The organism is Actinophytocola sp., from assembly GCF_035942955.1.
Classification (GTDB): domain Bacteria; phylum Actinomycetota; class Actinomycetes; order Mycobacteriales; family Pseudonocardiaceae; genus DASYTH01.
The window spans coordinates 1-12980 of the sequence record NZ_DASZCQ010000234.1; the positions used below are offsets into that span (position 1 = coordinate 1).

Here is a 12980-nt window from a genome sequence, read left to right on the forward strand (position 1 = left end):
GGCCACCCAGCTGCACATCTCCGACCGGGCCGCCCGATGCCGGCTGAAGTTCGCCCGTACGTTGGTTGACCGGCTGCCGCAGACGTTGGTGGCGTTGGATCAGGGGTGGATCGAGGAGTACAAGGCCCAGCTGATCGCCGATGCGGTGGCCGAGTTGTCCGACGACCACGCCCTGGCCGTCGAAGCCCAGGTGTTGGACAAGGCCGGCCAGCAGACCCCCACCCAGCTGCGCAATGCGTTGGCCAGGGTGGTGTTGGCGGTGGATCCGGAGGGCGCCGAGGAACGCCGTCGGGAACAGCTACGGGGGCGGCGGGTGGACTCCTACCCCACCGAGCCGGGGATGGCGGCGCTGACCATCCACCACAGCGTCGAAAAGATCGCCACCGCCCAGGCGGTCATCGCCGACCGAGCCCGAGCGTTGAAGGCGCTGGGCAACGAACCCCGCACATTCGCCCAGCTTGAGGCCGACGTTGCCGTGGATTTGGTGTTCGGCTCCGACACCAGCAATCGGGTGGTGGAGGTGCACCTGACCATGCCGGGTCCGGGCACCGCGGCGCACCCGGCGGAGGTCGACGGGCTTCCCGTGACCGCGCAAGCGGCCCGGGAGTTGGCGGCCGAGGCCACGTCGTGGCGGTGGCTGCGCACCGACCCCACCACCGGCGCCATGGTCGATCTCACCGCGCCGAACTACACACCACCGGAATCGTTGAAGACTTTTGTGCAGGTACGCGACCGCACCTGCCGCTACCCCGGCTGCACCCGCCGCGCCCGCCAATGCGACATCGACCACCGAGTGCCCTGGCCAACCGGCGCCACCTGTGACCACAACTGCCAGTGCCTGTGCCGGCGGCACCACCGCGCCAAACACGAAGGCGCCTGGCAAGTCCGCACACTCGCCCGGGACCGGCTGGAATGGACCAGCCCCTTGGGGTTCACGCACATGGTGCAGCCCGAGCCAGTCACCGCACCGAGCGAGTGGGACCCGGATCCACCACCGTTCTAAATTTCTTGTCTTCATAAATTTTGAAAGTCTTTTTCAAGGTGAGCGCGCCTGTGGGCAGGGCGGGCCCCGCGAAGGTGGACGGGGCACCTGTCCACAGGCGTGCGGCCCCAACGTCGCCACCAGCCCCGCCCAGGCGAGCAGCACCTGCCCGGTCATGGCCGTGACCGGCCCCACTAGCCGAGGGAACCGACTCCGGTGCACGGCTGTGGACAGGGCTGCCCCGCGACTGTGTACCGGCCCCCTGTCCACAGCCGTGCCACGGAACGCCGTGCCCAGCAAGCACAACGGGACCACCCCGGCGTTCCGACGCAGCCGGGAACGGCCGGAAGCCGCAGGCGACCACCCTGCCAACCCAAGCCCAAACCTGTTAAGTGACATTGCACAAGCGTGAAGCGACAGCATACACTCCCGCCAGACGACCGCCGTGCCCCGTGGAAGGGCGGTGTCAGGCGATGGGTGGTGGATACAAGCGCGTATCACGCAGAACGGTGTTCCGAGCCAGCGCGGTCGGCACCGTGGCCACGGTGGGCGCGGTCTCCGGCGCCGCGCCCGCCGGGGCGAGACCGGCCCGCCCCGCGGGCGACCTCGTGCTGTTCAACGGCAGGATCCACACGATGGCCGGCCGGGTCGTGGAGGTGCTCGCGATCCATGATGGACGAATTGTCTACGCCGGTCACCAGCTCACCGCGGCCCGGCGAAGCCTCCCCGACCACGCCAGGCTGATCAACCTGCGCGGCCGCACCGCGATCCCCGGCATTATCGACAACCATAACCATATCGTGCTGATGGGCAACCGCCCCGGGCACCACACGCCCCTGGAGAACGCGTACTCGATCGCCGACGTGGCGCGCACGTACCGGGACCGGGCCCGGACGGTGCCGGCCGGGGAGTTCATCACCACGATCGGCGGCTTCCACTTCAACCAGTTCCGCGAGGTCCGGCTGCCGACGCTGGCGGAGCTGGACGCCGCGGTGCCCGGGCACCCCGCCTACATCTCGGTCAGCTTCAGCGGGCCGTCGGTCACCAACAGTCTCGGCAAGGACTTCTTCACGGGCGCGGAAATTCCGGTCGCGGTCGGCCCGGACGGGTCGATCGCGGCCGGAACCGAGACCGGCAAGGCGACGCTGGCCCTGCGCCGGACGCTGACGTTCGCGCAGCGCAAGCGCGGCGTGCGCGACGCCATGGCGTACGCGGCCAGCGTCGGCGTCACCACGCACCTGGACCAGGGGGCGTTCCAGGCCATCGGAACCCCGGCCGACGGCGCGGCGCACGAGGACAACTTCGCGATGCACCAACCGTTCCTCGCGGTGTACGCCGAGGGCGCGGGGATCGTGCGGCTGCGGATCAACTTCCTGCACATGGAGACCGACCCGGCACTGCCGGAGCTGACCCAGCGGCTCCGCAACGCCTACCCGTTCTTCGGCGACGACCTGGTGCGCACCGGCGGGATCGGCGAGTTCCTCGCCGCCGGCCTCGGCCCGGTCTGGCTGGACGCCGCAAGGAAGGTCGCCGCGGCCGGCTGGCGCGCGGAGGTGCACTCGCTGACCCCGACCGACTTCCAGACCGAGATCCAGGGCTTCGAGACGGTCAACGCCGAGCACCCGATCACCGACCTGCGCTGGGTGGTCGCGCACGTCCCGTTCATCACCCGGGACTACGTCGACCGGCTCAAGGCGCTCGGCGGCGGGCTGAGCCTGACCGGCTGGCGGTACCTGGCCGGCACCGCGACCAACAATGGCCCACCGTTCCGGATGATCGTCGACAGCGGCATCCACGCCGGCATGAGCTCCGACGGGATGCAGATCGCGCCGATGAACCCGTTCATCCACGCCTACTACGCGACGACCGGCCGCAACGCGCTCGGCCAACTGATCAACGCCGGGCAGCAGATCAGCCGGCAGGAGGTGCTGGACCTCTACACCCGCGCCAACGGCTGGTTCCTCGGCGAGCCCGACGAGGATCAGCTCGGCACGCTCGAGGAGGGCCGGCTGGCCGACGTGGTCGTCCTCGACCGCGACTACTTCACGGTACCCGACGAGCAGCTCCGATCGGTCCGGCCGGTGCTGACGGTGGTCGGCGGCCGAATCGTCCACAGTGTTCAATCCGCATGGACCGGCGAGGTGATCTGATCATGAGGCGTCGTGGATCCGCTGTGGTGGCAACGGTTCTACTGCTTGCGATCACCGCGTGTGAGTCGAAGTCCGAAAGCGACGGTGAGGGCGCTCCGGCGGCGAGCACCGAGCCGATCGTGGTCGGCTCGACGCTGTCGCTGTCCGGCGCCTTCGCCGCGACCGGGGCCATCCACAAGATCGCCGGTGAGCAGTTCGTGGCAAGGCTCAACGCCAAGGGCGGCCTGCTCGGCCGGCAGGTCCAGTGGGTGGTCCGGGACGACGAGTCCGACCAGGCGAAGGTCAGCACGCTGTACGAGCAGCTGATCAGCCAGGAGCGGGTGGACCTCATCATCGGCCCGTACGCCACGCCGAACATCCTGTCCGCGATGGCGGTCGCGCAGCGGCACGGCTACACGATGCCGCACCACACCTCGGTGCTGGCCCCGCTGATGACCTACGAGTGCCAGTTCCCTGGCTGGTCGATCGGCCCCAAGCCCAACGAGTTCGTCCCCAACCAGCTCTTCGACGCGGTGGCCAGCCTGCCGAACCCGCCGAAGAAGGTCGCCATCCTGACCAACCAGAACGGCTCGACGGACTTCGTGTCCTACGGCTCGCAGTCCGACCAGACCGGCGCGGTGTCGATCGCCAAGCAGCGCGGCCTGACCGTCGCGCCGGAGATCCGCTACCCGCCGAGCACCACCGACTGGGCGCCGCTGGCGGCCCAGGTGCGCGACGCCGCGCCCGACCTCGTGATCAACCATGGTCTCGGCGTCGACCCGGTGAACCTGCTGCAGGCCATGGCGCAGCTGGGCTACAAGCCGCCGCTGATGTTCAGCCTGTTCCCCGCGCCCGGGCCGCCGCTCGGCCTCGGCCCCGCCGCCGAAGGCCTGCTTTCGGTGACCATCTTCGAGCCCAACAAGTCTACTTTGGACAAGCTGGGCAAGGAGGCGACCGAGATCGTCGAGGAGTTCAAGACCAGGGCGACCGACGCGAAGCTGCCGTACACCGTGTTCGAGACGCAGGCCGCCGCGTCCTGGACGGCGTGGGAGATCCTGGTGGCCGCGGTCGAGCGCTCCGGCGGCCTCGACCAGAAGGCCATGTGCGACAAGCTGCACAGCGACGGGGCCGACACCACCTTCAACGGCCATCTGGACTTCGATCCCGCGGTGCACAACTTCTGGCGGACCACCCAGCAGATCAAGCAGATCCAGAGCAAGGACTGGGTCACGGTGTGGCCGGCCGACCGGGCGGCGGCCAAGCTCCAGGGACCGCCCGCGGCATGACGGCCGGCCCATGATCACTATCCAGTCCGCGCTGACCGGCCTGCTGCTCGGCGGGTTGTACGCGCTGATGGCGGCCGGGGTCTCGGTGACCTGGGGCGTGCTCCGGATCATCAACCTCGCGCACTTCGGGATGATCCTGATCAGCGCCTACCTGACGTTCCAGCTCGCCTCGGACTGGGGGCTGGACCCGATCCTGACGCTGGCCGTCACCGTGCCGGCCATGTTCGTCGCCGGCGGGGCGCTGCAGTGGGCCTACGACCGGCTCGGGATCTCCGAGCTGAACTCGCTGCTGGCCAGCTTCGGCCTGCTGATCGTGATCGTGCAGCTGGTGAGCAACGTCTGGAGCGCGGACTTCCAGCGGATGAGCGCCGCGGTCAACCCGTACGCCACCGCGTCGGTCGGCATCGGCCGGCTGGTCTTCCCGGTCACCACGCTGCTGGCGTTCCTGGTCGCGGTCGCCTTCATCGCGGCCGCCGAGCTCGTCCTGCGGCGCACGTTCGCCGGCCGGGCCCTGCGCGCCTTCGCCGAGGACCGGACGATCGCCAGTGCGTTCGGGATCGACCACCGGCGCCTGGGGATCGTGCTCGGTGGGCTGTCCGGCGCCACCGCCGCGGTCGCCGGGATGCTGTTCGCGCTGGCCAACGCGCTCACCCCGGCCACGGCGTTCGAGTGGTTCGGCATCGTGTTCGCGGTGGTGATCCTCGGCGGCATCGGCCACCTGACCGGCACGCTGGCCGCCGGCCTGCTCGTCGGCGCGCTGTCCGGCGTGGTGTCGGTGCTGCTGTCCCCGGCTGCCGCGCCGTTCGTCCTGTTCACAGCGATTGTCCTGGCGCTGCTGCTGCGTCCTCGTGGGCTGTTCGTTCGGGCGGCGCAATGATGGCGCGCGGGCTGGTGGGCATCGGGCTGGCGGTGGCCGCGCTGTCCACTTTGTCCTTGTACCGGGAGACCCTCGGGTTCCCGATCGCCTACCTCGCGCTGCTGACCACCGCGCTGTTCTGGGTCACCCAGGCGACGAGCTGGAACATCCTGTCCGGCTACAGCGGGTACTTCAGCTTCGGCCAGGCGGCCTACGTCGGGGTCGGGGCGTACACGACGGCGGTGCTGTTCGGCCGCCACGAGTGGAACTTCTACCTGACGGTGCTCATCGCCGCGGGACTGTGCGCGGTGCTCGCGCTGGGCATGGGCCTGCTGGCGTTCCGGCTGCGCTCGCTGCGCGGCGAGATCTTCGCGCTGCTCACCCTTGCGGTGCCGTTCATCCTGGCGGCGCTGGCCCGGATCAACGGCTCGATCGACGGTGGGCAGGGGATCATCGTCGCCATCCCCGACTTCCCCGCCGCGCTCGGCCGGTTCCAGGACTTCCTGTACCTGATCACCCTGCTGGTCGCCGGGATCGCCGTGGCGGTGGCGTTCGTCATGGCCCACTCGCGATCCGGGTGGGCGCTGGCGTCCATCCGGGACGCCGAGGACGTCGCCGAGGCGCTCGGTGTGGCGACCTTCCGGCACAAGCTGTGGGCGCTGGTGGCCAGCGCGGTCATCGGCGGGGTCGGCGGCAGCGTCTTCGCGCTGCAGATCGGGTTCGTCACCGTGGACAGCGTGTTCAGCCTGACCGTGCCGCTGTTCGTGATCGTGATGAGCGTGCTCGGCGGGCGCACCCACTGGTTCGGGCCGGTGCTCGGGGCGGTGCTGGTCGTGCTGCTGCAGGACCGGCTCAGCGCGATGGCACTCCTCGGCTGGCAGCCGGTCATCCTCGGCGCCGTGCTGATCGTGATGATCCTCGTGGCGCCCGAGGGGCTGTACGTGCGGGTGCGCAACCTGTGGCCGCGGTCCCGGGGATCCAAGACACCGCCCGCCGATCTGTCTGAAGTAGACGAACAACTGTCCGTTGTGGACGACTCGGTTCTGGTGGAGTGCCGGGATCTGAGCAAGCACTTCGGTGGCGTGCGCGCGGTGGAGGGCCTTTCGTTGCAGATCCGCGCGGGCGAGCTGGTCGGGCTGGTCGGACCGAACGGCTCCGGCAAGACCACGCTGGTCAACCTGCTCGCCGGAAGCCTGCGCCCGACAAGGGGCAGCATCCACATCGCCGGCCGGGACACCACGGGCCTGCCGCCGCACCGGATCGCGCACGTCGGGGTGGCCCGCACCTACCAGATCCCGCGGCCGTTCGCGTCGATGACCGTGCGGGACAACGTGGCCATGGCCGTGCTGTTCGGGCGGGAACCGCGGCGCCTCGCGCACGCGCGGCGGCTCGCGGCCGGGCACCTGGCCATGGTCGGGCTCGACCACCTCGGCGACGCCTACCCGTCCGCGCTCAACCTGCACCAGCGGCAGTTGCTCGAGATGGCAAGGGCGCTCGCGACGTCGCCAAAGCTGCTGCTGCTCGACGAGGCGCTCGCCGGGCTGAACCCGGCGGAGATCGACAACGCGGTCGAGGTGGTCCGGCGCATTCACGCCTCCGGCGTGTGCGTGGTGATCGTCGAGCACCTGCTGCGCGTGGTCCGGGCGCTGGCCACCCGGGTCGTCGTGCTCGACCGCGGATCGTGCCTTGCCGACGGCGACCCGGAGACCGTGCTGAGCGACCCGGCCGTCGTCCGGGCCTACCTGGGGAAGCGTGCGCATGCTTGAGATCGGTGAGCTTTCCGCCTGGTACGGCGACGCGCGGGCGCTGTGGGACGTCACGCTGGAGGTCGGTGCGGGCGAGGCGGTGTGCCTCATCGGCCCGAACGGGGCCGGCAAGTCGACGCTGGTCGCCTCGGTCGCCGGGCTGCACGCCTCCGTGCGGGGCAGCGTCGTCATCGACGGCGTGGACGTCGTCGGCCTGCCCGCGCACCGGATCGGCGGCCAGGGGGTGGCCATCGTTCCGGAAGGGCGCCGGGTGTTTCCGCACATGTCCGTGCATGACAACCTCTGCCTCGGCGCCTACCGCCGCACGGCCAGGGCGCGGCACCGGCAGACCATGGCCGAGGTGTTCGAGCTGTTCCCCCGGCTGTCGGCCAGGTCGGCCCAGCTCGCCGGTAGCCTGTCCGGCGGGGAGCAGCAGATGCTGGCCATCGGCCGGGCGCTGATGGCGCTGCCCCGCCTGCTCCTGCTGGACGAGCCGTCGCTGGGCCTCGCCCCGGTGGTGGTCGACGAGGTCTACGAGGCGCTCGGCGAGATCAACGGGCGCGGCGTGAGCGTGCTGCTGGTCGAGCAGGACGTCGACCGCGCCCTTGAGCTCTCGGCGCGCGGCTACGTGCTGGCCGAGGGGCGGATGGTGGCCAGCGGTCCGGCCGAGCGGCTGCGGGCCAGCGACGAGGTCCGGCGCGGCGTGCTGGGCTGAGTGAAACTTTCGGAGGCGACGGAGCCGCTCGGGCCGTCGCCGCTTGGGAAAGCGGGACCTGGCGTCCGCGCCGCCGACGTGGCTATGGTCTAACTATCGGCAGCTGTTTCGACAGTTTTCCGGAATTTCCGCTCTGCCTGCCTCGGAGCTACGCCATGAGAAAACCGCTCGCCCTTCTGGTCTCGTCCCTGGTCGTGGCCACGCTCGCGCCCGCGACCGTCGCCTCCGCGGGCCCCGACGACGGGCTCGACCATCGGGCCGAACCCGGCGGCTACGTGACCGGCAGCCCCGGCCCGGGCGGCTTTCCGTTGGTGGCGCGCGGATCCGCCGCACCGGTCGTGGTCAGCGCGGACGACCACCCCGGCGTGCTGCGCGTGGTGGGCGATCTGCAGGCCGACATCGAGCGGGTCACCGGCATGCGGCCGGCCACCTCGGTCGACCGGGTTCCGCCGGGCAGCGAGCCGGTGCTGGTCGGCACGATCGGCGCCAGCCCGTTGATCGACGGCCTTGTGCGGTCCGGAAAGCTCGACGTGACCGGGATCGCCGGCAAGTGGGAGACCTCGCTGGAGCAGGTCGTGCAGAACCCGCTGCCCGGCGTGCGGCGCGCGTTCGTGATCGCCGGCAGCGACCAGCGCGGCACCATCTACGGCGCCTACGACGTGTCCAAGCAGATCGGCGTGTCGCCGTGGTACTGGTGGGACGACGTGCCGGCGCGGCACTCCGACGCGCTGTACGTGCGGCCCGGCCGGCACACCCAGGGCACCCCGGCGGTGAAGTACCGCGGCTTCTTCATCAACGACGAGAACCCCAACCTTGGCACCTGGGCCCCGGAGTTCTTCGGACCCGGCCGGGCCCCCGGCTTCCCCGGCGGCTTCAACAGCCTGTTCTACGCCAAGGTCTTCGAGACCATGTTGCGGCTGAAGGCGAACTACCTGTGGCCTGCGGTGTGGGGCCGGGCCTTCGCCGAGGACGACCCGCAGAACCACGCCACCGCGACGGCATACGGCGTGATCATGGGAACCTCCCATGAGGCGCCGATGATGCGCGGCATCGAGGAGTGGAACCGGCACCCCAACGCCTACGGCGGCACCGGCGAGTGGAGCTTCCGCCGCAACGCCGACGCGGTCACCGCATACTGGCGCGACGGCATCCGGCGCATGGTGAGCCAGAACTTCGAGGGCGTGGTCACCCTCGGCATGCGCGGCAACGGCGACGTCAGCCTGCCAGACGGCGACGGCATCGACCTGATGACGAATATCATCAACACCCAGCGGCGGGTGCTTGCCGAGGAGACCGGCCGGGACGTGACCACGGTCCCCCAGGTGTGGACGCTGTACAAGGAGGTGCAGCGGTACTGGGACCGCGGCATGCGCGCGCCCGACGACGTGACCGTCGTGTTCACCGACGACAACTGGGGCAACATGCGCAAGCTGCCCGACCCGACGCTGCCCCCGCGGGCCGGCGGGTACGGCATGTACTACCACTTCGACTATGTCGGCGGCGGCCGCAACTACAAGTGGGTCGACACCATCAACCTGGCCAACACCTGGGAGCAGCTGCACACCGCGTACGGCTACGGCGTTGACCGGCTGTGGGTGGCCAATGTCGGCGACATGAAGAACGAGGAGCTACCCCTGCAGCTGTTCCTCGACTACGCGTGGAACCCGAACGCGCTGACGCTGGACAAGCTGCCGGCGTGGGAACGGAGGTACGCGGCGCAGAACTTCGGCGAACGGCACGCCGGGGACATCGCCGAGGTGCTGCACGAGTACGGGACGCTGCAGGGGCGGCGCAAGCCGGAGCTGCTCAACCGGCGGATCACCGTGGATCCGGCCAACCCCAACAACATCAGCTACGACGACCAGGGCAACCCGTTCTACCTGGAGAACTACCGGGAGATGGATCGGGTCACCGCCGAGTGGCAGCGGCTGGCCGGCAGGGCCGAGCGGATCGGCCGCGAGCTTCCACCGTCCTATCAGGACGCCTACTACCAGCTCGTGCTCTACGCGGTGAAGGCGACCGCCAACCTGTACGCCTTGCGCCACGCGGAGTTCACCAACATCCGGTACGCCGCCCAGGGGCGCGCCGCGACCAACGACTTCGCCGCGCTCACCGAGGCCCGGTTCGCCGACGACCTGGCCCTGGCCCACCGGTACAACACCGAGATCGCCGGCGGCAAGTGGCGCAACTTCCAGCTGCAGCCGCACATCGACTACGGGGACGTGGCCAGGTACGGGCCAAACGCGCCGTGGCAGCAGCCCGAGCTCAACAACGTCGCGCTACCCGACGTGATCTTCCCTGCGGTGCGGCGGATCGAGGTGCCCGCGGTGGCGGACATGGGCGTGGCCGTCGACGGGTCGGACAGGTGGTGGCCCGCCGAGCCGACACCGGCGGTGCTGCCCACGTTCAGCCCGTTCCAGAGCCAGCCGGCGCAGTACCTCGAGGTGTTCAACCGCGGCAGCGTCCCCTTCGGATACAGCATCCGAGCGGCGGTCCCGTGGCTGCACGTCTCGCCCGGCAGCGGAACCGTCGACAAGCAGGTGCGTGCCGAGGTCCGGGTGGACTGGTCGCGTGCACCCGCCGGGACCACTCAGGTGCCGATCACGATCACCGGGCCGAATGGCGCCGCGGTCGTGGTGCAGGCCGTGGTGGACAAGCCCGACCTGCCGCGCTCGGCGCGCGGGTTCGTCGAGGCCAACGGGTACGTGTCGATGCTGGCCGACCACGCGACCGACACCGTCGGGAACTGGCTGCGGATCCCCGACATCGGCCGGGACGGGTCGGGCATGCAGCCGGCGCCGGTCACCGCGGCCCGGCGCGCGCCGGACGGCCCGCGCCTCGAGTACACGATGAACGTGACCAGCACCGGCCCGGTCACGGTGTGGGCGTACGTGTCGCCGCGCAACAACGTGCACCCGACCGACGGGTTGAGCTACGCGGTCTCCATCGACGACGGCACGCCGCAGATCGTCAACGTCACGACGGCCACCGGCGCCAACGACACGACCATGAACCGCCAGTGGGAGCGGAACACCTCCGACAACGTCAACCGGACCGCCACCACGCACGTGATCACCACGCCGGGCCGGCACACGCTGAAGTTCTGGGTGGTCGATCCGACGGTGATCCTGCAGAAGCTCGTCGTCGACACCGGCGGCATGCGGCCAAGCTACCTCGGCCCACCCGAAAGCCGGCGGATCGGCTAGGCGGCGCGGGTCAGCGGCCGGTAGGTTCTCCGGGCCGGCGCTGCTGCAAAATCGGTTTCATGACCACGATCTGTGTGACCGGCGCGAGCGGGCGCCTTGGACGGTTCGCCGTGACGGAGTTGCTCGGGCACGGCTACGAGGTCGTCGCCACCGACGTGCGGGCGCCCGAGCGGGACATCGGCGCGCCGGTGCTGCGGGCCGACCTGACCGACTACGGGCAGGCCGTCGAGGTGCTACAGGACGTCGACGCCGTCGTCCACCTGGCCAACATCCCCGCGCCGGACATCTACCCACCGGTCACCACGTTCACGGCGAACACCACGATGAACCACAACGTGTTCCACGCCGCGACCCGCCTCGGCCTGCGCCGCGTGGTGTGGGCGTCCAGCGAGACGACCCTCGGCCTGCCCTTCGACACCCCGCCGCGGTACGCCCCGGTCGACGAGGACCACTATCCACTTCCGACAACGTCCTACGCCCTGTCCAAGGTCGTCACCGAGACCATGGCCGAGCATTTCGCGGCGTGGTCCGGAGTTCCGTTCGTCGCGCTCCGCTTCTCCAACATCCTCGGCCCCACGGAGTACCAGCGGTTCCCCGAGTTCTGGAGCGACCCGACCACCCGGCGGTGGAACCTGTGGGGCTACATCGACCAGCGCGACGCGGCGACCGCCTGCCGGCTGGCCCTCGAGGCCGACGTGACCGCCAGCAGCAGCCACATCATCGCCGCGGCCGACACGGTCATGGACCGGCCATCGGTGGACCTGCTCCGCGAGGTCTACCCCGACACTGCGCTCAAGCGGGACGTCGGCGAGCACGAGACGCTGCTGTCCATCGACCGCGCCCGGCGCGTGCTCGGCTTCAACCCGGAGCATTCCTGGCGGCAGTACCTGTCGTAAGTCTTTGTGGTGCCATAACCCCGGAAAGGCTCACGACGGGTTCTCGGGCTCAGATCGGGGTCATCTCGGTGGAGCGGCGGGTGACCAGGCGGCAGGGCATCTTCTGCAGTCCCTGCTCGAGGGGATGGCCCTCGATGGCGCGCAGCAGCTTGGTGGCGGCCGCGTGGCCGAGCTCGGTGAGGTTGAGGTCCACCGTGGTCAGCGGCGGGCGGCAGCCCTCGGCCATGACCTCCCAGTTGTCCACGCCGACGATGCCGACCTCCTCGGGTACCCGGCGGCCCGCCTCGCGCAGGCCGTCGGCGACCCCGCGGGCGATCTGGTCGCTGCCGCAGAAGATGCCGTTGAACTCCTCGCCGGTGCGCAGCAGGATGGCCGCCGCCTCCCGGCCCCAGCGCTCGCTCCAGTCGCCCATCAGCGGCTCGCCGAGGACGAGCGACTCGCCGGCCGCCGCCAGCGCCGCCTTCGTCGCGGCCGCCCGCTCGCGGGTCGCCAGGTGCCGCTCGGGGCCGGTGATGTGCGCGATCCTGTGCCGGCCGGTGGCGAGCAGGTGCGTGATCGCCAGGCCGACGCCCTGCGCGTCGTCGTGGATGAGGGACAGGTCCTCCGGGCGGTCGGAGCGCGCCCTGGCGTAGACGACCGGGACCGGGAGGTCGGGGCCGAGGGACGGGCGCGGGTCGTAGGTGCGGCCGGTGACGATGATCCCGTCCACCCGGCGGGCCAGCAGCGTGCGCAGGTAGTGCTGCTCGCGGATCCGGTCGCCGCGCCCGTCGCACAGCAGCACCGAGATCTGGCCGGCGCCGAGGGCGTCCTCCGCGCCGAGCATCACCGGGATCGTGAACCGCCCGAAGCTGTCCGTGGTGAGCACGCCGACGGTGTAGGTGCGCCCCTCAAGCAGGCTGCGCGCCAACATGTTCACGTGGAAGCCGAGCTCCTCGGCGGCGACGACCACCCGCCGGCGGGTCTCCGCCCGCAGCTGCCCGCGGCCGTTCAACGCCTTCGAGACGGTGCCGGGGGACACCCCGGCCAGCGCGGCGACGTCGTTGACCGTGACCGCCGTGCCGCGTCGTTTCCGCTGCACCACCTGCGCCTCTTCTCACGGAAAATTTTCCGCAATCATACTGGGTCCATCGTGGCATTGACCAGCGAACTCGGCTAGCCCTATGGT

9 protein-coding genes are annotated in these 12980 nt (G+C 70.3%); 8 read left to right on the top strand and 1 reads right to left on the bottom strand.

The window, feature by feature from the left end; genetic code table 11:
• From VGX25_RS24250 to VGX25_RS24285, 8 genes are all read left to right on the top strand, one after another.
• Positions 1-1003 (top strand): HNH endonuclease signature motif containing protein (locus VGX25_RS24250; RefSeq protein ID WP_326920192.1); only part of this gene is annotated, 1003 nt, incomplete at its 5' end.
• 488 nt (positions 1004-1491) lie between these two features.
• Positions 1492-3132 (top strand): amidohydrolase, encoded by a 1641-nt coding sequence (locus VGX25_RS24255; RefSeq protein WP_326920193.1) that lies wholly within the window; start codon positions 1492-1494, stop codon positions 3130-3132.
• Positions 3133-3158: 26 nt separating this feature from the next.
• Positions 3159-4397, top strand: coding sequence for an amino acid ABC transporter substrate-binding protein (locus VGX25_RS24260; protein WP_326920194.1), 1239 nt, complete (start codon positions 3159-3161; stop codon positions 4395-4397).
• 10 nt (positions 4398-4407) lie between these two features.
• Positions 4408-5274: a branched-chain amino acid ABC transporter permease gene (locus VGX25_RS24265; RefSeq protein ID WP_326920195.1), complete on the top strand. Its 867-nt coding sequence runs from the start codon at positions 4408-4410 to the stop codon at positions 5272-5274.
• Positions 5271-7019, top strand: coding sequence for a branched-chain amino acid ABC transporter ATP-binding protein/permease (locus VGX25_RS24270; protein WP_326920196.1), 1749 nt, complete (start codon positions 5271-5273; stop codon positions 7017-7019). The genes VGX25_RS24265 and VGX25_RS24270 overlap by 4 nt, the downstream gene beginning before the upstream one ends.
• Positions 7012-7713 carry an ABC transporter ATP-binding protein gene (locus VGX25_RS24275; RefSeq protein ID WP_326920197.1) on the top strand — a complete coding sequence of 234 codons (702 nt, stop codon included), beginning with the start codon at positions 7012-7014 and terminating at the stop codon, positions 7711-7713. Before VGX25_RS24270 ends, VGX25_RS24275 begins: the two co-directional genes overlap by 8 nt.
• Positions 7714-7868: 155 nt before the next feature.
• The gene (locus VGX25_RS24280) at positions 7869-10919 is read left to right on the top strand and encodes a glycosyl hydrolase 115 family protein (RefSeq protein ID WP_326920198.1); all 3051 of its coding nucleotides are present in this window, start codon (positions 7869-7871) and stop codon (positions 10917-10919) included.
• Between the two features lie 59 nt (positions 10920-10978).
• Positions 10979-11815 (top strand): NAD(P)-dependent oxidoreductase, encoded by an 837-nt coding sequence (locus VGX25_RS24285; RefSeq protein ID WP_326920199.1) that lies wholly within the window; start codon positions 10979-10981, stop codon positions 11813-11815.
• Between the two features lie 49 nt (positions 11816-11864).
• Here VGX25_RS24285 and VGX25_RS24290 read toward each other — a convergent pair whose 3' ends face one another.
• Positions 11865-12893 carry a LacI family DNA-binding transcriptional regulator gene (locus VGX25_RS24290; RefSeq protein ID WP_326920200.1) on the bottom strand — a complete coding sequence of 343 codons (1029 nt, stop codon included), beginning with the start codon at positions 12891-12893 and terminating at the stop codon, positions 11865-11867.
• Positions 12894-12980: the final 87 nt, after the last annotated feature.